The sequence below is a fragment of the Pseudothermotoga sp. genome (assembly GCA_025060105.1).
Taxonomy (GTDB): domain Bacteria; phylum Thermotogota; class Thermotogae; order Thermotogales; family DSM-5069; genus Pseudothermotoga_A.
The window spans coordinates 20,449-39,045 of sequence record JANXCS010000008.1 but is presented as its reverse complement, the minus strand read 5'-3'; the positions used below and the strand labels follow the sequence as shown (position 1 = coordinate 39,045).

At 46.1% G+C, this 18,597-nt stretch carries 20 protein-coding genes and 1 tRNA gene; 4 read left to right on the top strand and 17 right to left on the bottom strand.

Annotation, left to right across the window (positions count from 1 at the left end; translation table 11 throughout):
• The first annotated feature begins 9 nt into the window (after window positions 1-9).
• Entirely contained in the window at window positions 10-2,043 is a 2,034-nt protein-coding gene (gene ligA, locus NZ875_08025) for an NAD-dependent DNA ligase LigA (GenBank protein ID MCS7175679.1), read from the top strand.
• On the opposite strand, the gene NZ875_08020 is transcribed toward ligA, so the two are convergent.
• The 12 genes from NZ875_08020 to NZ875_07965 all read right to left on the bottom strand — a co-directional run bounded on the left by NZ875_08020 (window position 2,012) and on the right by NZ875_07965 (window position 12,535).
• Window positions 2,012-2,656, bottom strand: a complete 645-nt coding sequence (locus NZ875_08020; protein MCS7175678.1) for a hypothetical protein — start codon at window positions 2,654-2,656, stop codon at window positions 2,012-2,014. The genes ligA and NZ875_08020 overlap by 32 nt on opposite strands.
• On the bottom strand, window positions 2,653-4,050 hold the full coding sequence (gene pepV, locus NZ875_08015; protein MCS7175677.1) for a dipeptidase PepV: 1,398 nt from the start codon (window positions 4,048-4,050) through the stop codon (window positions 2,653-2,655). The genes NZ875_08020 and pepV overlap by 4 nt, the downstream gene beginning before the upstream one ends.
• Before the next feature lie 30 nt (window positions 4,051-4,080).
• Window positions 4,081-4,821, bottom strand: a complete 741-nt coding sequence (locus NZ875_08010; GenBank protein ID MCS7175676.1) for a ZIP family metal transporter — start codon at window positions 4,819-4,821, stop codon at window positions 4,081-4,083.
• On the bottom strand, window positions 4,818-5,168 hold the full coding sequence (locus NZ875_08005) for an iron-sulfur cluster assembly scaffold protein (protein MCS7175675.1): 351 nt from the start codon (window positions 5,166-5,168) through the stop codon (window positions 4,818-4,820). Before NZ875_08005 ends, NZ875_08010 begins: the two co-directional genes overlap by 4 nt.
• Window positions 5,169-5,180: 12 nt before the next feature.
• Window positions 5,181-6,311, bottom strand: a complete 1,131-nt coding sequence (locus NZ875_08000; GenBank protein ID MCS7175674.1) for a cysteine desulfurase — start codon at window positions 6,309-6,311, stop codon at window positions 5,181-5,183.
• A 2-nt stretch (window positions 6,312-6,313) separates the two neighbouring features.
• Window positions 6,314-6,697, bottom strand: a complete 384-nt coding sequence (locus NZ875_07995; GenBank protein ID MCS7175673.1) for an iron-sulfur cluster assembly scaffold protein — start codon at window positions 6,695-6,697, stop codon at window positions 6,314-6,316.
• An 8-nt stretch (window positions 6,698-6,705) separates the two neighbouring features.
• Window positions 6,706-7,878, bottom strand: coding sequence for a cysteine desulfurase (locus NZ875_07990; GenBank protein ID MCS7175672.1), 1,173 nt, complete (start codon window positions 7,876-7,878; stop codon window positions 6,706-6,708).
• 12 nt (window positions 7,879-7,890) lie between these two features.
• Complete coding sequence (locus tag NZ875_07985) at window positions 7,891-8,709, bottom strand: purine-nucleoside phosphorylase (protein MCS7175671.1); 819 nt, start codon at window positions 8,707-8,709, stop codon at window positions 7,891-7,893.
• A 14-nt stretch (window positions 8,710-8,723) separates the two neighbouring features.
• Window positions 8,724-9,683 (bottom strand): SufD family Fe-S cluster assembly protein, encoded by a 960-nt coding sequence (locus tag NZ875_07980; protein ID MCS7175670.1) that lies wholly within the window; start codon window positions 9,681-9,683, stop codon window positions 8,724-8,726.
• Between the two features lie 4 nt (window positions 9,684-9,687).
• Window positions 9,688-10,413 carry an ABC transporter ATP-binding protein gene (locus NZ875_07975; GenBank protein ID MCS7175669.1) on the bottom strand — a complete coding sequence of 242 codons (726 nt, stop codon included), beginning with the start codon at window positions 10,411-10,413 and terminating at the stop codon, window positions 9,688-9,690.
• 74 nt (window positions 10,414-10,487) lie between these two features.
• Complete coding sequence (locus NZ875_07970; GenBank protein ID MCS7175668.1) at window positions 10,488-11,516, bottom strand: dipeptide epimerase; 1,029 nt, start codon at window positions 11,514-11,516, stop codon at window positions 10,488-10,490.
• On the bottom strand, window positions 11,513-12,535 hold the full coding sequence (locus tag NZ875_07965; GenBank protein ID MCS7175667.1) for a DUF1611 domain-containing protein: 1,023 nt from the start codon (window positions 12,533-12,535) through the stop codon (window positions 11,513-11,515). The genes NZ875_07970 and NZ875_07965 overlap by 4 nt, the downstream gene beginning before the upstream one ends.
• A gap of 59 nt (window positions 12,536-12,594) precedes the next feature.
• Between NZ875_07965 and NZ875_07960 the strand changes: the two genes are divergently transcribed.
• Both NZ875_07960 and NZ875_07955 read left to right on the top strand, forming a co-directional pair.
• Window positions 12,595-13,245, top strand: a complete 651-nt coding sequence (locus NZ875_07960; GenBank protein MCS7175666.1) for a hypothetical protein — start codon at window positions 12,595-12,597, stop codon at window positions 13,243-13,245.
• The gene (locus NZ875_07955; protein MCS7175665.1) at window positions 13,229-13,480 is read left to right on the top strand and encodes an EscU/YscU/HrcU family type III secretion system export apparatus switch protein; all 252 of its coding nucleotides are present in this window, start codon (window positions 13,229-13,231) and stop codon (window positions 13,478-13,480) included. Before NZ875_07960 ends, NZ875_07955 begins: the two co-directional genes overlap by 17 nt.
• Here the strand turns inward: NZ875_07955 and NZ875_07950 are convergent.
• The 3 genes from NZ875_07950 to mutL are packed head-to-tail and all read right to left on the bottom strand — an operon-like array spanning window position 13,475 to window position 16,455.
• Window positions 13,475-14,308, bottom strand: coding sequence for a hypothetical protein (locus NZ875_07950; GenBank protein MCS7175664.1), 834 nt, complete (start codon window positions 14,306-14,308; stop codon window positions 13,475-13,477). The genes NZ875_07955 and NZ875_07950 overlap by 6 nt on opposite strands.
• Complete coding sequence (locus NZ875_07945) at window positions 14,293-14,802, bottom strand: GNAT family N-acetyltransferase (protein MCS7175663.1); 510 nt, start codon at window positions 14,800-14,802, stop codon at window positions 14,293-14,295. The genes NZ875_07950 and NZ875_07945 overlap by 16 nt, the downstream gene beginning before the upstream one ends.
• Window positions 14,803-16,455, bottom strand: a complete 1,653-nt coding sequence (gene mutL, locus NZ875_07940) for a DNA mismatch repair endonuclease MutL (protein ID MCS7175662.1) — start codon at window positions 16,453-16,455, stop codon at window positions 14,803-14,805.
• Window positions 16,456-16,507: 52 nt separating this feature from the next.
• Here mutL and NZ875_07935 point away from each other — a divergent pair, with 52 nt between their 5' ends.
• Complete coding sequence (locus tag NZ875_07935; protein MCS7175661.1) at window positions 16,508-17,692, top strand: MFS transporter; 1,185 nt, start codon at window positions 16,508-16,510, stop codon at window positions 17,690-17,692.
• Here NZ875_07935 and NZ875_07930 read toward each other — a convergent pair.
• Both NZ875_07930 and NZ875_07925 read right to left on the bottom strand, forming a co-directional pair.
• The gene (locus NZ875_07930) at window positions 17,658-18,380 is read right to left on the bottom strand and encodes a WecB/TagA/CpsF family glycosyltransferase (GenBank protein MCS7175660.1); all 723 of its coding nucleotides are present in this window, start codon (window positions 18,378-18,380) and stop codon (window positions 17,658-17,660) included. The genes NZ875_07935 and NZ875_07930 overlap by 35 nt on opposite strands.
• Before the next feature lie 54 nt (window positions 18,381-18,434).
• A tRNA-Leu gene (locus NZ875_07925) sits at window positions 18,435-18,521 on the bottom strand.
• Between the last annotated feature and the right edge of the window lie 76 nt (window positions 18,522-18,597).

Sequence of the window (18,597 nt, the reverse complement as noted above, 5' to 3'; positions counted from 1 at the left end):
GATGTATATATGTCACACGTACCTGAAGAAGTTAGAAAGAGAGTTGAGAAGTTACGTGAGGAAATAGAGTATCACAACTATAGATACTACGTTTTGGCTGATCCCGTCATAACTGACGAGGAGTTCGATAAGTTGATGCGTGAATTGATCGAACTGGAAAGGCAGTATCCAGAGTTGATCACTCCAGACTCTCCAACCCAACGTGTTGGTGAAAAGGTTCTAGATGAATTTCGTAGTGTGCCGCATACAGAACCCATGCTCAGTCTCGATAACACGTATAGCGAGGAGGAAATCAAAGATTTCGATGAGCGAATCAAAAGGCTCCTCGAGAGAGAAGAGGTACTCTACGTTGCAGAACTCAAGATCGATGGCGTATCCGTATCGCTCAGATATGTCGAAGGAAGATTCGTGCAAGGTTTGAGCAGAGGAGATGGAACGAGGGGGGACGATATAAGCGAAAATCTCAAGAGGGTCAGGAGTATTCCACTCAGATTGAGAAAACCTGTGACAGTGGAAGTACGCGGGGAAGTGTACATGCCAACGGATGTGTTTGAAAAGCTCAACGAAGAGAGGCAGAAACGGGGAGAGCCACTGTTCGCAAATCCAAGGAACGCAGCGGCCGGCACTCTGAGGCAGCTCGATACGAAGATAACCTCCGAAAGGCGTTTGGACAGCTTCATATACTACGTTGTCAAGCCAGAAGAGCATGGTTTGAAAACACAATGGGAGGCTTTGAATTGGTTGAGAGAGCTGGGATTCAAAGTCAATCCGCATTCGAGGTTGTGTAAGAACGTTGAAGAAGTCATAGCTTACTGGCGCGAATGGACACAGAAGAAGGATGAACTTCCATACTGGGTGGATGGTGTTGTTGTTAAGGTGAACGATTTTGAACAACAAAGGGTCCTCGGTGCTACGGCGAAAGCTCCTCGGTGGGCGATCGCGTTCAAATTTCCTGCAGAACGTGCACGCACGAGGATCTTGAGTGTGACGGTTCAAGTGGGTAGAACAGGTACCCTCACACCAGTGGCAGAGCTGGAACCGGTACAACTCTCAGGCACCATGGTTAAGCGCGCCAGCTTACACAACTTTGATTACATAGAAGAGAAGGATATAAGGATAGGAGATTGGGTCTATATAGAAAAAGCTGGTGGCATAATTCCGCAGGTTGTATCGGTGATCGAAGCTATGAGAACCGGAAACGAAGAAAAGATACGACCACCAGACGCATGTCCAGTTTGCGGTGGCAAGGTGGGGAAAACCGAGGTCGGAGAAGTCGCTTTGAGATGTTTGAATCCACATTGTCCTGCGAAATTGAAAAGGGCTTTAGAAACGCTCGCATCAAGGAGTGCACTCGATATAAAAGGCTTGGGAGAGAAATTGACCGATAAGCTCGTTGATTCTGGGTTGGTGAAGGATATAGCTGATATCTTCTATCTAACACCGTTTGATCTCTCTCAGCTTGGCCCTGGTATAGGTCAGAAGACCATCGCGAATTTGTTGAATGAAATCGAGAAGGCTAAAAAAGCTCCCCTATACAGATTGATAACAGCTCTTGGAATACCTATGGTCGGCGAGAAAACGGCTCACCTGCTTGCACAAACGTTCAAGAGCTTGAAAAAGATTGCTTCGGCTGATCTAGAAGAGTTGATGCAAATACCAGGAATAGGTGAAGAGATCGCGAAAAGTATCGTTGAATACTTCAAGAACGAGAAAACAAAGGAAATACTGGAAAAGCTCGAAAGAGCGGGTGTGAAGCTCGAAGAGGAACCAACAGTTGAGGTTTCTGATATCTTTAAAGGTCTCACTTTCGCTGTGACGGGCGTTTTGAAAAATTTCACACGCAACGAGATAGAAGAATTCATACTGTCACACGGTGGTAAGATCACAGAGAATGTTTCTAGGAACACCGATTATTTGATCGTCGGTGAGAATCCTGGATCAAAATTATCAAGGGCACAGCAGCTTGGAGTGAAGATCATCTCTGAAGAAGAGTTCCTAGAAAAATTCAACCTCAAAAAACCCAGGCAAGAAAAGTTATTCTAAAGCCTTTCAGATCGATCAAAGCTGAAGGTAGACTCGGAATCCATGCGATGTTGAAGATATAACTGAGTCGAACCTGTGCTTTGATGGGAGTTTCGAACTTCAGCATGACGAAAGGTTCGAGCAGTGCACCAATAGAGTCGGATCTGAGAGCAGGAATCACGAAGGTCCAACCTCCACCGGCAGTATCTTCGTAGAACCCTAAGAGCGTTTTCTGAGCGGATAGACCCAGTGATAATCCTTCAAGCACATCGTTTTGAACATCCAACGAAAAATCGAGATTTCCCCTCTTCAAGAAGCGTTGATTGTCTTTCGAATCTGAAATCACAGAAATCATCGCTCCACCGTAAAGCTCCGTTTTGAAAAACTCGCTCCCAATTTTCGCGTCCAAGAAACCAGACTGTGAAAAGAGATCTAATCCGAGTCGAGTTTTCACGGCGATGTTTTCGTAGACCGGCACTTTCGCAGTGAGCCCACTGTATCTGTAACCTACATACAGTTCGATCTTATCGATAGGGAAATGCACAGCGAAACCATCCTTTGTATCGATGGACAAATACACGGCGAGATTCAAAATTGGTAACAACATAAAGGACACGATCAGGAACCTTCTCACCGTTCATCCCCCCAAAGTGCCAACATCCTATAAAAGAGTTGCGCATAAATCCTCGCCACCGTTACCAAGTCTTCCAGAGCGATCCTCTCATCGGGCTGATGCTCGGTCCCCTCCCTCCCGGGCAACAATGGACCGAATGCAACGCCACACGGTACTGCGCGTGCGTAGGTCCCTCCTCCCATGGTCAGTAACTTGACCGGTTGGTTCGTGACCTCCATGTAAACTTCACTCAAGATTTTGATCAACTCGCTGTCAGGCGAAACGAACAGCGGTGGCAAGTGGTGCTCTTCCTCCACTTGGATGGGTTTCAAGGCTTCCTTCACCTGTCGTGTCAACATCGTTTCGGAGTAGTATACGGGATATCTTATGTTGATCGTTGCTTCGAGCGAATCGTTCTGCATCTTGATCGTGCCGAGGTTCACCGTCAATGGACCAGTGATACAATCAGAACCGGCGATCCTCAATGAAGTTCCATCCGTTTCGTAACCGATCCTGCCAGCGATCGAACCAACGAATATTTTTGTTCCTTCATCCAAAGGCAGATCCCTCAGAAAGTCCAACAAAGCAGCTATAGCGTTTATACCACGTTCTGGTGTTGAACCATGAGCCGATTTGCCTTGGGCACGAACGAGGAGTCGATCATCCTCGACACGCCAACTCATCTTAGCACCGTTCTTGGGATGAAAATCTTCCAATTTTTTCACCAATTCATTGCTGACTGGAGAAAGTTCAGCAACAGCCGTTTGAGGTACGACGTTCGGTGCATCGCCACCTTCAAGTTTCAAAAGGTTCAGAGATGTGGAAGCCGAGCTTTTGAATCTCAATCTATAAGTTATGATGCCTTTCTCAGCGTATATGATGGGAAAAGCCGCATCCGGTGTGACAGCGTAGATCGGTTTTTCTTCCTTTCGGAAGTAGTATTTCACACATTCCCAGCCGGACTCTTCATCCGTACCTAGGATGATCCTAACTCTATTTTTGATCTTCACTCCAGCTTCTTTGACGGCTTTCAGCGCGTAAATGACAGCCACAGTGGGACCCTTGTTGTCCGAAGCACCACGTCCCCACAGATAACCATCTTTAATGATCCCACCGTACGGATCGACCGACCATCCCTCACCCTCTGGTACCACGTCCAAATGGCCAAGCACCGCGAACAATCTTTCACCGTCACCGTACTCGATGTGCCCAGCATAACCATCGACGTTTTTGACACGAAAACCGAGTCTTTCACCCAGCCTCAGCGTGTACTCCAGAGCTTGCGCAACACCTTCTCCGAAGGGTTTACCTGGAGCTGCTTCAGTTTGAACGGATCTTATTTTTACCAAATTGGACGCTTCCCTGAATATTTCTTCTTTTAAAGATAGAACTATCCTGTCTATTTTCTCGTTCATGAGGCACACCTCCATAGAAATGATATCAACTCAGCCCAAAAGCACATCGAACATGGTCATGAGAACAAAACCGATTAGAAGCCAGTAGGTGGTGATCCTCTCTGCTCCTTTCAAATGTGTTTCAGGTATGACTTCATCGCTTATCACGAAAACCATTGCCCCTGCGGCCAGTGCTAGGAGGTACGGAAGTAAATTTTCTGCAAAGCTCACGAGCAACACCCCGAGGAACCCTCCAACAACTTCAACCAGACCTGTGAACAGAGTGATGAAGAAGATGGAAGATTTTCTGTATTTGGCACTCATCAAAGATGCAGCCACTGCGGCGCCCTCTGGGATGTTCTGAAGACCTATCGCGATGGCTATGGTCAGAGCGTGCGGAGTGAATGCTCCCACACCAACTGCCATACCCTCCGGAAAGTTGTGAATGGTGATGGCTATGATGAACAACCAAATTGCCTTCAAACGCTTCACATCTATGCCTTCGTGTCCTTTCGTGAAATGCTCGTGCGGAAGCAATTTGTCCATAACATCGACCAAAACTCCACCTATCAGAAAACCGATGGCGAACCTTAATGGGCCTCCAAGTTCTATCGATGGTAAGGCGAGACTGAAAACACTAGCTGCGAGCATAACGCCTGCAGCGAATCCAAGAAAAACGTCTATAGTTTTCTGACTCACGATCCTGTTGAACAACAAAAATGGTATCGTTCCTAATGCAGTGGTGATACCTGCAACACTACTGTAAATCAGTCCACGCCAAAAGCTGCTCATTCTAGCTTTGCTATCGCCTTTTTCACAGTCTCTATGGGAGTATTTATGCAGGTGAAAGTTTTATCGTGAAAATCCATCTCGTCCCTTACGTGTTCTTCGTTGAGAGATTTTATGTCATCCACATGCTTTCCATTGATCAATCTACAAACAGCTTCGGAGGCAGCTATGACCCTCGGACAACCAACGGCTTTGAAAGCCGCATCTTTGACGATGTAATTTTCTATCTTGAGAAATATTCTAACCCTGTCTCCGTGTTCAGGATAGAATCCTTCTGCCGTGTGGGTGTACTCTATATCCTTACAGTATTTCGGATACAAGAACAGTTGCTTGAATTTTTCCGAATACACAGATCTCACCCCCTACGCCATCTTCCTGAGTCTATACACTTCTTCGAGAAGAACTTTGACGAAGAAATCTATCTCTTCTTCGCTGTTATCGTAACCCATGCTTATCCTGATGGCTCCATCCATCATCCATTCCTCAAGTGACATCGCTTCTAGGACGTGAGAACGCTTGATACTGTGATGAGAAGAGCAAGCGGAAGCCATGGAAACGGATATACCGTACAGATCGAGCGCCGTTGCGAGCGTTTCCCCAGAAATGCCTTTGAACGAGACGTTGATGTGCGAAAAGATGGTGTTCGAACCGTTGATGTGGTGGTCTGGAATGTTCTCGATGACTTCCACGATCTTTCTTTTGAAGCGTTCCAACTTCTTGGACCATTCTGTATAATTTTTATCGATCAGATCGAGTGCAACGGCCATTCCGTGTGCACCAGGGACGTTCTCAGTCCCACTCCTCAAACCTTTCTCATGGCCACCGCCGTACATGATAGGCTCGATCTTCACAGATTTCGATACATAAAGAAAACCGCACCCCTTTGGGGCATAGAACTTGTGACCAGACGCAGACAACATGTCAACGAGTTTTGCATCGATCTTCAATTTTCCAATTGCTTGAACCGCGTCACTGTGCAGAGTTATTCCGTGCTCTCTGGCTATCTTTGAGATTTCTTCTATCGGCTGGATCGCACCCGTCTCGTTGTTCACCCACATGATCGATGCCAAGACGGTGTTTTTCTTTATAGCTTTTCGAAAATCATCTGGTGTGACGTAACCTTCCGGTGTTGGTTTCAGGTACGTGACACTGTAACCCCGCTTTTCTAGCTGTCTCATGACTTCCAGAACAGCGGGGTGTTCTATCTGTGTTGTTATGAGATGGCCACCGTCTGGATGATTCGCTTTCAGAAAGCCACATATTGCGATGTTGTCTGATTCTGTACCACCCGATGTGAAGTAGATCTCAGACGGATCAACGTTCAAATGTTTCGCTATTTTCCCCCTTGCTTCTTCATAAATTTTTTTTGCTTCATAGCCGTGAGCGTGTGTGCTCGAAGCATTCCCGTAAAAATCTGTGAAAAGCTTGAAAACCTCTCGTGCGACTTCATCGAAGACACGTGTTGTGGCTGCGTGATCGAGATACACCCTCACCCTTATCGCCTCCTGACAGGTGAATTCTCGTAAGCCTCTATAGCCTTTCTCAGAGTATCGATCGCGAGGTTACTACAATGGTACTTCACTGGTGGCAAACCACCGAGTCTTTCCACAATGTCTCTCCAAGTGATCTTCTTGGCTTCCTCGAGCGTTAAACCTTTGACAACTTCGGTCATCATGGAAGCCGTTGCGATGTTCGCAGCACACCCGTAGGATTCAAACTTTATGTCAACTATTCTGTTGTCCTCGATTTTCAGATAGACCGTCATCATGTCTCCACAAGCGACACTACCTTCGGTGGCTTCGGCATCTGCATTTTCTATCTTACCCAGATTTCTGGGATTTTTGAAATGATCTAGAACCAACTCTGTGTATTTCAACATGATATATATCACCTCTCAGCTTTCAATGGACTGATGGTGCGTAGCCAGTGAACAACTTTTTTGAGCTTCTCGATCGTGTAATCTACTTCTTCTCTCGTTGTGAACCTGTTGAACGTGAATCTGATGGAACCGTGTGCACGTTCGTGGTCACCACCTATGGCCAAGATCGCGTAGTTTGGTTCGAGCGATTCAGAAGCGCAAGCTGAACCTGTAGCTACTTCCACGCCCTCCATACTCAAAGCTAGGCTTATCGCTTCACCTTCGATGAATGAAAAACTGAAATTCACGTTGTAGGGGGTTCTTTTCTCTCCCCTCGGTCCATTTAAAACCACGTGGTCTATTTCGTTTTCCACTCTACTTATGAAATAATTCTGAAGTTCTCTCAATTTCTTGTATGTCTCATCGAGGCGCTCGAAGGCAAGCTCCGCCGCTTTCCTCATGCCCATGATGGCTGGCACGTTTTCTCCACCTGGTCTTCGCTTATCGAAAGCCTCTGCTCCGAACATGATCGGTTCGATCCTCGTGCCTTTGCGTACATACAGAAAGCCAACACCTTTTGGCCCATGGAACTTGTGTCCACTGACACTCAAAAGATCTATTTTCAACTTCTGAACATCTATTGGCATTTTGGCGTACATCTCTGCAGCATCCGTGTGAAAGTAAATTTTGTGATCTTGTCTTGATAGAATTTCACCAACTTCCTTCAACGGCATGATCGAGCCAACGAAGTGACCAACCGCAATGATGCTCACCAGAATCGTTGTTGGCCTCAATGACTTCTCAAGTTCGTCCAGCCTCAAGATACCCTCTCCGTCGACTGGTACAACACTGATCTCGAAGCCTTCCCTTTTCAAAGCTTCCGCGATACTCATGACAGATCCATGTTCGAGTGCAGAAATCACTATGTGGTTACCTTTCTTTCTATTCGCTCTCGCAACACCGAGTAACGCCAGGTTGTTCGACTCAGTTGCTCCAGATGTGAACACGATTTCGTCTTCGGAGGATGCATTTATCGTTTTGGCAAAGAATTTTCTAGCTTCTACCAGTTCATCGTAGATTTCTTGTGCCGATTCGTAAAGACCATCTGGTCTTGCGAACTTTTCGAGCATATATTTTTTTATTTCCTCGAGAACTTCTGGAACTACTCTCGTTGTTCTGCAGTTATCGAGAAAAATTTTCATCGTTCACCTCCTTTACAATCTTTGAACCACTCCGAGGATTATGCGTGCAATCTTCTTACCGGTTTCCTCCGCGACTCTGAGCACTTCTTCAGCAGTGAGCGGTTTCAGATCTTCGGGCACGGCACGATCGGTGATGGCGGAGATTCCAAGTACACGCATTCCGGCATGCTTCGCCACTATCACCTCAGGCACGGTCGACATTCCAACGGCGTCCGCACCCAATTTTCTGAACATACGAAGCTCAGACGCCGTTTCGAAGTTCGGACCTGACACGGCCACGTAAACCCCCTCGTAAACTTCTATCTTCTCTTCTTGAGCCACTTGCTTTGCAAGAGCTATGAGTTGTCTATCGTAAGGTTCGCTCATGTCTGGGAACCTCGGTCCCCACTCATCGACGTTCCTTCCCCTGAGGGGGTTATCACCCATGAAGTTTATGTGATCCGTTATGATCATAGGCCTGCCAACTTCGAACAGCGGATTCAGACCACCCGCCGCGTTGGTTAAAAAAAGATATTTTACTCCCAGTAGTTGCATCACCCTTATGGGGAAAGTGACGTCCTGCATGGAGTGTCCTTCATAGTAGTGAAACCTTCCATTCATGAGTAGAGCGTTCTTTCCAGAAAGTTTTCCAAAGATGAGTTCACCTTTGTGTCCAGGAGCCGTCGCGATCGGAAAACCCGGAATATCTGCATAGCGTATCGTCTGAGGTGATTCGATGACTTCGGCGATCTTTCCTAGACCAGATCCTAAAACGATACCTATCTGCGGTGAGAACTTCACCCTCTCTTTCAAAAATTCAACGGCCTTTTTAACCCTTTCTACGTAATCCATCTCTCACACCCCCATCAATCTAAAAGCCCTTTTATGATGAGCTCCACAGCTTCTTCCTCGTTCAACCCTTTGCTCATGAGAGTTTCAAGTTGTTTCGCATTCACTCTGCCTATCGAAGCTTCATGCGTCAACTCAGATTTTTCGTTGAACACTTTCAAAATTGGAACCGTGCTCACCTCTACGTTTGTTCCCTTGGTTATCTCTTCACATTTTATGTGGGCCTTCGCGTTGTCTCCCCTACCATAGGCTTCGTTCACCACGCGTGCCTTCGCCTTGTCCAGTGCCACGATCGTTGTGCTCACGATGCCTCGTGATTCTGCACCAACTAGATCTATCTTTTCATGAACATCCACAACATCTTCGCCACTTGCCTTCACTTTCGCTGAAACATCCGCGACGGCACGCTCCTTCAATTCTACCGAGAAATCGAGCCTCATCTTACCCACCCTTGTTTTGGTGAGTGTGAATCGATTGACGTAAAGTCCGTTCGATTCAACCAATACCCTCGAGACTGTGATCAAATTGACCGTGCCGGTGTCAGCGTGGTAATGTTCATCGGAATAGGACATCTTGGCGTTTTTCCCGATCGTCACATTCATGAGCGCATCGTGTGTGAACTGCTTCGTCCAAGGAAAAACGCAGTGCGCCACGAAATGAGCTTCCGCATCGTCTTCAACTACTATATCGAAGATTACCCTTTGATAACCTTCGCGCTTTAAATAACCTGTACAAACGTGGACAGGGAAAGACAGTTTTGTACCTTTCTTGATGATCATTTTCGCATGAACACCGTTTTCTATGGTTTCTGGAACTAGTTCAACTCCTGGCACACTGTTGAGCCCAACCACCTTATCACCGCTGATGATGATCGAGGCAATCCTTCTATCGAGGAATTTTGAAACATCACCACCGGCTTTCTCGTAAGCTCTAACGAGAGCTTCGAATTCTGCTCTTCTATCGACTTCGACTTGCATAGTATCACTCTCCAATCGTTGGTACATTCGTATGGTTGCACACATCACAGAAATTTTTGTAATAATTCATAACTTCATCTGGGAGACCACTGCGTACGATCCTACCGTCACACAGAACGTGTGCTACATCGGCGATGGATGCCACTTCTTCTCGGTGAGTGATAACGATCGCTGACCCACCTTTTTCTATTATTTTTTCAACGATGGACTTTATCATGTCCAGAGAAAGCACATCTATTCCTGAGTCTGGCTCATCGAGTATCGCATACCTAGGTTTGAGTAACAAAATTGAAGCAAGCTCCACACGTTTCCGCTCACCACCACTGAGCAGTTCATCGACCATCCTGTTGATGTACAAACTTGGAGATAAACCTACCAGATGCAAAACTTCTTCCAGTTCAGACTGAGAAACTTTCAATTTGCCGCCGAGTGTGAGGTATTGTCTGACAGTCAAACCACGGAATCTTGCAGGCTCCTGCCACATCAAATGTATCCCAAGCTTGGCTCTATCAGCCACTCCTAAGTTCGTGATGTCCCTATCATCAAGGAGGATCTTACCTTCCGTTGGTTTGTATCCTTCAAGACCCATGATCGTGTAAGCGAGTGAAGATTTTCCTGAACCGTTTGGCCCCATGACTACATGAACTTCTTGCTCACCGAAGATCAAGTTGAGATGTTTCAAAATTTGCTTTGAATCCTTCGAAAGGCCTACGTTCAACAGTTTGAGCACTTTTCACACCCCACAAAGATTTTACGATAGCGGTTTTACAATATATTAGATCTTTTAAGTCGGATTTGTTGCCTTCACGTCAGATAGATGTGTGGCCCTTCCTGTTTGAAATCACCTCTGAAGACTTTCTCGTTCAAGGATAGGTGTGCATCCAAATCGTGGTATGCAAACGCACCCGTACCCGCCGCGAAGTGTATGCTTTGAGTTATACCTAGACTACTCTCACCCATGCATCCTATCATTAGCTGAACATTGCTGGACTGTGCCAGATGAACGATGGCTAGAGCATCGCTGATGCCGGATTTCATGAGCTTTATATTGATGAAATCGACGGCTTCTTCTTTTATCAGTTTGAGTGCGTCGTATCTTGTGAAGACTGACTCATCCGCTGCTACAGGGTATGGGCTGTTGAACCGCACCAATTTCAAGCCCTCCACATCGTGCCTGTTCACTGGTTGTTCATACACGACCACTTCCACCCTCTCTGAGTGGAGGGCTTTGGCGAACTCTATCGCTTGCTTAGGTGTGAAACCTTGATTGGCATCAACAATGAACACCGCATCTGGTGCGATCTTTTTCGATTCAACAACTCTTTCGATGTCTTCTTTGAAGTTCTTACCGACCTTGATCTTTATCTTTCTGAAACCGTCGGAGTATATTTTCTTGACTTTTTTCAAAGTTTTCTCCAGGTCCATTATTCCCACCGTCAGGTCCGTCTCTACGTAGTTCGTTGCTCCGCCGAAGAACTGGTAGGGCTTGATGCCAAATCTTTTGCAAAATGCATCGATTATTGCATACTCCACAGCTGCTTTGATTGCCGGTGTGGCCCTGAGCTGTTGAAGTCTTGAAAACAATTTTCCATAGCTTTCCACATGTTCATCCAAAATCATTTCTTGTACGGTTTTTTCAACCTGCATCATGATATCGACGGTTTCACCGGATATGACGAACAATGTGGAAGCTTCACCGTATCCAACGGTGCCATCCTCCAATTCGATTCGAACTTCGATATTCTCTTGATCTTCATGTGTTCCAAGTGAAATCGTGAATGGCTCAAAGTACCGATAGTAGGTCTTTTCAAACTTGACGGATTTAATCTTCATAACATCGCCTCCAACCTCGCGAGGATAGTGTCCAAGTCATTCTCGTTGAAAGGATTGAAGACAGGATAAAGACCATGTTTAAAACCATCATCGAGACAGGATATACCGAGCACCTTGGTGTTGATGAACCTCTGAACCAGCTCGATCTCGGCATCGACGTCGGGTTTCATACCGATCCGTTCAAAATATTCAAAGTTTTTTCTCTTCGGGTCATGAACGAAGACAACAAACTGGGGCATACATCCGTAGATCAAACCCAAAGTCACTTGACCGTAAGCAGGATGTCTCAAGGCACCCTGCCCTTCAATGAAGATGAATTTTTTACCTTCGGATTCAAGTTTCAGGATCATTCTCTCGATGACACCTGGAATGAAATCGGCTGGGAGCGCATCGATGGCCACACCTTCGTCCGCACCCAACATGATGCCCGTTTGACCCGTCGCCAAGAACGCCGCTGCTAAACCTCTTTTCAAGGCGAGCTCGTAGAGCTGTACCGCCGTAGTTCTCTTTCCCGTGGCACAGTCCGTACCTAACACGCAGATCCTCACCGTTTTGCTGTGAAAAATGTCGCCGTGGAATATCGACAGTTCGCCTTTGTAGTGTCTGACTTCCACGATCCTGACGTTCTTGGCACGTGAGACACTTTTGAAAGGTTCCATCTCACTCAGTTTCATGTGCAAACCAGACAATACGTCCATGCCCAGGCGCATCGCATCAACTATGTGTTGTTCCATGATGGGTGGAAGATAACCTCCTACACTGGCGATACCAACGACGAGGACTTTCGCACCAAGATCAGCTGCATCTTTCACGTTATCGACTATGGGAACATCGTAACGCACTGGTTTAACGAAATCTGAGGCTCTCTTGCCCTTTTGTTCTGCCACCACACAAACTGGTTTCAGAACCTTGCTGTGACGAAGCAGTCCATGCGTTGTCTTAGCGAGAGTCGTTTCGAACTGTCCCCAGGCCAACAGTGCGGCAGGTGTGCCGGGTTCAAAGAATTCTGTGATCTTCACATCATCACCTCTACAGTAAAATGATATCAGAACCGATGAATTCAATAGGAGGTGACTCGATGGAAGGTTTCGTCGTTGAAACACACGGTAAATTCGCCAGGCTACGGACAGAGAAAGGAGACATAGTGGTGAAAGTCAAAGGTCCACCACCAGAAGTTGGGAAATTGGTACGCATCAGTGATCAACCCTTGCTCGAGAAGGTTTATCTGGCCGAAAAAGTTCTGCAGTTGAGTGATGCAGCACCACCATTGGCAATTCTCGAGCCGGTTTTGAGGATCATCAAGAAACCCAGGTTCGATGAAGACATTGTTTTCCTCTCCCAACTCGTACAAGTAGTTCAGAAAAGGTCGGGAAAACAAGATAAGAAGTTCTGGGACCGTTTGTTGAGATACTACGAGACCGGTAAAGATGAAATCTTCGGCCTATGGTTGTTCACCGTTTCGAGCCCCTATGTGTTTCAAAGTGTGCCAGATGGGGAAGCTCCGATACATATTTTTGCCGATAGAAAGCATCATTCCTTCAGGATAGATTTCGTGAAGGATTCTAAACCTATCGTCGTCGAGGGAAATGTTTGGCAGAACCAGATCGTGTTGTCCTTTTCACAAGCTTTAGCTATAGAAAAACTCGAAGAGTTGAGAACACGTTTGACGAAACGTTTCTCTCTGGTGAGAATCATCTTGGGGGATGGCATCGATGGACTATACGCGTGAAATCGCGGTGGCACTGGGTTACGATCCAGAAAGATTCGATGCACCGTTCATCATAGCCAAAGGTAAAGGAGAAGTTGCAAGGAAAATACTCGAAGAGGCCAAGAAGCATGGTGTGCCGATCGTTCGCTCGCCTGAGCTGGTGTACAAGCTGTACAAATTGGAAGTTCTTCAGCAGATTCCAGAAGAACTGTTCGTAGCCGTTGCGGAAGTCTTAGTGTTCGTTCAGAACTTATGAACGATCCTTCTTCGCTTCGAGCAATTGCTTCAACTTCTCTAACTTTTCCACCGTTTCTTTGAGCAATCGTTCGTTCCTTTCCAACTTGTTCACGAGTTTGAAGAGTTGCTCCCTCAACTGTTTGTTCTTTATGTTCTTCTCATCGAACTTACGCTTATCGATAATTTCTTGTACGATCTGAATGAATCGATCTTCAGAAAGGTCAGATCTTTTTAGAGAAAACAAAAAGATTGAAAGCAACCCCACAACCACAGTCAAGACTACGTAACCGTGTATCGCGACATTTTTGTAAGGTATTCCTGCGAGAATTCTGAATCCGTAACGTTCATTGTTCTTCTGTTTGAAAAGATACTGTCTTCCTTTGTACTTGACCATAGAAGAATTAACACCCTGAAGGTTCGGCAAGGCCAGATCGATTCGCTTTCCCTCCATCACTTTTTCCGAGGAGATGATCACCACACCAGAGGGGTCACAAACGTAGTAGACGAAATTTGAAAAACTGAGATTCATCGTGAATGAAGCTATCTTCACGGTCGTTCCCACTCTCGTTGCGACCACCGCTTTGCCCAGTTTAGGATCGAACCCCACGTAACCTCCAAGTTTTCTCGCTATCTCAACGTAGCTTGAAAATTCTGGAGGGTAAGTTTCAGAGAAAGATTCTACGACGACTTTCTCTAAGGAAACTTCGATCAAGCTAAGGCAGACGTCGACGAAATGTTCCTGCATCCTTTCGGTTTCAATGTACCAGTTCCAGTACGATGGGATGAACCACGCGATCATCGCGAAGGTCAAAGTCAGCAGTGTGAAACGAATCAATCTTCGAGCCATTTACCCATCACCAACAAGTCTAGATATTTTCCATCCATGCAGACGGCTTTTTTCTTTCTTCCCTCTATCTCGAAACCGAACTTTTGGTAAAGCTTGATTGCTCTTTCGTTGTTCTCCATAACCTCGAGTTGGATCTTCTTGAAACCCTTTTGTTTGGCAATCTTCAGAGCCTCGCTCATCAAGGCACTACCGATACCTTTACCCCAATGAGATTTCCGTACACTTATGCCAAGCTCCGCTTTGTGCAAAACTTTTCTCTTGGCAGAACCTGCGAGCGTTATCATGCCGACGATCTGTCCACCTTGCTCCGCGACCAAAAAGATGCGCCGATCGTCGGTCAAATAGATGCTTATGAATCGTCTGGCTTCGAAGACATCCTCAACTTCGTCTGGATAGGTGATCAAAAAGGGCGATTCACTAGTCACGGTCTTTTTGAAAACCACCAATTGTGGAGCATCCGAGAGTCTCACCCACCTGATGCTCACGCCTTCCACTCAATCCCTCCCGAAAAATCTGTCCAAATCTTTGAAATCTATCGAGAACATCAGAGGTCTTCCGTGTGGACAAGTACTGTAACCTTCTTCGACGATATTTTTGGCAAGTTCCAACATCTCAGATTCACTGATTTTATCACGCGTTCTCAGCGATTTTTTACAGGCATGATCTGCCAAGATCTTTTTGATCGTTTCATTCATCCCCTGCAAGTCCACGAGTTTCAGTTCGTCCAAGCAGTCTTTCAGAAATTCTTCTACCTCGTACAACTCCATCCAGTTTGGAATTTGCTCTACAACCAGATCTCTTCCATCCACTTTCAATTCAAATCCGAGTTGTTTCAAAACATGAGAAGAAACGAGTAAATCGATGTCCGTCTCCTTGAATTTCAACCTCGATCCAACAAGCAATTTCTTGCTACTACTCTCCAACAAAGATTTCATGAGTTGTTCGAAAGTGATCCTCTCGTGTGCTGCGTGAAAATCCAAGATGAGCAATTTTTCTCCCGTTTCCAACAAAATGTATCTCCCCTTTGCGACACCCAGGATTCTGAACTTACTCTCTTCCAAGAGTTTTTCTTTGGCAGGTTCGACCAGGACTTCTGGCTCCGTCCTCGCCGTGTAGGAACCATAGGAATCTGCAACGAAAGGTTTCTCTCGAATCTGGATCTGCCTGACCGTCGGTTTTGAGAGAAATTTTTTCAAACTGTCTCGAACGAATCTAAAGATCTCTTCTTCGTCGACGAATTTGACCTCGAGTTTCTGTGGATGAACGTTCACATCCACTTCTTTTGGATTGATGGAAAGGTTCAACACAACGAATGGGTGTTTTCCTTTCTCTAAAAGATCGGCGTAGGCCACATAAATCGCACTGACGAGAGTTTGATTGATCACGAACCTATCATTGACGAAACAGTTTATCAAGCCTTTCTTTGAGAAAGAGCTCAAGCTCAGACAACCTTTCAAGGTCATACCGTGGTGCTCGATTTCAAACGTTTTCAAGCTGTCTATGGAAACATCAGGAAAGATCGCTTTCACTCTCTGCAAAAGGTCTGAAGGTGGTAGATCGTAAGCAAGTTGCTGCTCCTTCACTAGCACGAAGTGAACGTTTAACTTTGACAAGCAGAATCTCTCGAAGATTTCCGTTGCCATACGAGATTCTATAGCTGAAGATTTCAAGAACTTTCTTCTCGCTGGCACATTGAAAAACAAATCTCTCACGATCACCGTCGTACCGATATCGGAATAGACCGGCCTATCGTACACCAAGTTCCCAGCGACCACTTCTATCTCATGGCCTATCGCTGAGGAAACCTCTCTAGAGATTATCTTCACCTTTGAAACAGAACAGATCGAGTGGAGTGCTTCACCGCGGAAGCCGTACGAAGTGAGTGATGAAAGATCGGAAAAACTGTCTATCTTACTCGTCGTGTGTGGAAGATAACAGAGCAAAAGGTCTTCTTTGCTCATCCCTTCCCCGTCGTCTTTGACCTTCACCTCGCTCTTGCCTCCATTCAACAGTTCCACCACAACCTTTTTCGCGCCGGCGTCGAGAGCATTCTCAACCAATTCTTTAACGACGGAGTGGATTCCAACGACGACTTCTCCCGCTGCGATCTTCGAAACGACTGAATCGTCTAACCTTTTTATTTTCATTCCTTCACCTCTCAGTCATATAATAAGCCAAGGTGAAAGGAGGATACTGCGAGTGAACAAGAAAATCAGCAAAGCCATGTTGTTCATAATCCTGATGGGTTTCGTGAGTCTTTTCTCCGACATGGTTTACGAAGGTGCACGAGGCGTTGCGGGTCCATTTCTGTTACAGCTCGGTGCCGGAGCAGCTGTGGTCGCATTCGCGGCAGGGTTCGGCGAATTCGTAGGATATGTACTGAGACTCTTCAGTGGTTATCTTGCCGATAGGACCAAGCGCCACTGGGCTATCACATTGGTAGGTTATGCTTTCAATCTATTTGCCATTCCTATGCTCGCGTTCGTTTACGATTGGAAGATCGCAGTTCTCCTTATGATACTCGAAAGAACTGGAAAGGCAATCAGAAAACCGGCTCGAGACAGCATGGTCTCGTACGCTGCCAAACAGGTTGGTCCTGGTCTTGGTTTTGGATTGGAAGAAGCCTTGGACCAAATCGGTGCGGTGACCGGCCCTCTGTTACTTTCACTCGTGCTGAGTTTCAAATCTGGTCGAGAGATCGAGCGTTATCACTTTGGATTCGCAATGCTCATGATACCTGCAGTGATTTCCATGACACTGCTGCTTTTGGCGAGATTCTCTTTCCCCAGACCTGTAGAATTTGAAAAAGTGATTCCCATCGAAAAACAAACCAAACCTTTAGGAAGAAGAGTGATTCTTTACTTAACGGCTGTTTCCCTCTTGGCAGCTGGTTTTATAGATTTTCCTCTGATCTCTTATCATCTTGCGAAACAACAGCTGTTTTCCACAGCGTTCCTGCCGATCCTGTATGGAATAGCCATGGGAGTCGATGCGATAGCTGCCATTGTCTTCGGAAAACTTTACGATAAAGTTGGGATCAACGCTTTCATGATCTCCACAGCGTTGGGTGCATTCGCAAGCCCATTTCTGCTCCTTGTGGCCAACAAGATGGTCGTTGTGCTCGGGGTCAGTCTTTGGGGTATAAGTATGGGTGCTCAGGAATCTGTGATGAAAGCAGTGGTGGCCAACATGGTTCCAACTGAAAGGAGAGGTTTTGCATACGGTCTTTTGAACTCAATTTATGGTGTGGCATGGTTCGCTGGAAGCTTCACTATGGGTTTGATCTACCAAAGATCGATCATCTTCACAGCTTTTCTGTCTCTGCTGCTTCAGCTTACGAGTGTGCCTGTCATGTTTTTACTGAAAACTCGCGTGGAGGCTTGAGGATGTAACGTAGCAACTTGATGACATCCCTTGGTACATTCTTTTTTTGAAACGGGGATTGCAAAAACCTGTAGAGCCATTCGAGCCTCAAATCTTGCACGAGTTTTGGGGCCCTTTTTTTGTAACCAGACACCACATCGAATGAACCTCCGACACCCATTGCAAAAATTGCAGGGACTTTTTCAAAGTTTTCGCTTATCCACATTTCTTGCTTTGGTACACCCATCCCCACGAACAACAGGTCGGCTTTCGAAGACTTAATGAGTTCTATAGGTCCATCACCATCGAAATAACCATGATGGTAACCAACTATGATGTTTCCATAGGTTTTTTCCAAGTTTTTAGCTGCCTTTTCGACCACTTCTGGTTTGCTACCGAGCAAGAACACCTTGAGGTTCTCTTCAGCAGCAACTTCACACAACTTCAGCATCATGTCGATACCGGTGATCCGCTCCGAGGTTTTTTTATGAAACCTTTTTATTGCTAACAACACACCGAAGCCATCAGGGAGGATCAAATCTGCGTTCTGAACTATCTTCCTGTATTGTGGATTTTCTATCGATCTCACAACTATCGTGGCATTAGCTGTCACAACAAAAGTTTTTTGACGCTGAGAAATCCTGTTTTTGATTTGCAAAAATATCTGTTCGAAACTGCCTATGATGATCGGTAAGTTGAAGATCTCCACTTGCTCCAAGGGTGAACCTCCAAACAAAATTCGAGGCCGGTGCGCCCGGCCTCTTGGTGCCGAGGGCGGGACTTGAACCCGCACGGGTGGAAACCCACATGATCCTGAGTCATGCGCGTCTGCCATTTCCGCCACCTCGGCACATCGGCAGTTATTATATTACCACACTGATTTCGACAGTTCAAGACCTTCTGGAAGGCTTTGAAACATTATTGGA

What these genes read in the sequence shown, in the direction of transcription:
- ligA (MCS7175679.1), top strand. Translation starts at nt 10, where the DNA reads ATGTCACACGTACCTGAAGAAGTTAGAAAGAGAGTTGAGAAGTTACGT.
- pepV (MCS7175677.1), bottom strand. Translation starts at nt 4,050, where the DNA reads ATGAACGAGAAAATAGACAGGATAGTTCTATCTTTAAAAGAAGAAATA.
- NZ875_08010 (MCS7175676.1), bottom strand. Translation starts at nt 4,821, where the DNA reads ATGAGCAGCTTTTGGCGTGGACTGATTTACAGTAGTGTTGCAGGTATC.
- NZ875_07995 (MCS7175673.1), bottom strand. Translation starts at nt 6,697, where the DNA reads ATGTTGAAATACACAGAGTTGGTTCTAGATCATTTCAAAAATCCCAGA.
- NZ875_07990 (MCS7175672.1), bottom strand. Translation starts at nt 7,878, where the DNA reads ATGAAAATTTTTCTCGATAACTGCAGAACAACGAGAGTAGTTCCAGAA.
- NZ875_07985 (MCS7175671.1), bottom strand. Translation starts at nt 8,709, where the DNA reads ATGGATTACGTAGAAAGGGTTAAAAAGGCCGTTGAATTTTTGAAAGAG.
- NZ875_07980 (MCS7175670.1), bottom strand. Translation starts at nt 9,683, where the DNA reads ATGCAAGTCGAAGTCGATAGAAGAGCAGAATTCGAAGCTCTCGTTAGA.
- NZ875_07970 (MCS7175668.1), bottom strand. Translation starts at nt 11,516, where the DNA reads ATGAAGATTAAATCCGTCAAGTTTGAAAAGACCTACTATCGGTACTTT.
- NZ875_07960 (MCS7175666.1), top strand. Translation starts at nt 12,595, where the DNA reads ATGGAAGGTTTCGTCGTTGAAACACACGGTAAATTCGCCAGGCTACGG.
- NZ875_07955 (MCS7175665.1), top strand. Translation starts at nt 13,229, where the DNA reads ATGGACTATACGCGTGAAATCGCGGTGGCACTGGGTTACGATCCAGAA.
- NZ875_07950 (MCS7175664.1), bottom strand. Translation starts at nt 14,308, where the DNA reads ATGGCTCGAAGATTGATTCGTTTCACACTGCTGACTTTGACCTTCGCG.
- mutL (MCS7175662.1), bottom strand. Translation starts at nt 16,455, where the DNA reads ATGAAAATAAAAAGGTTAGACGATTCAGTCGTTTCGAAGATCGCAGCG.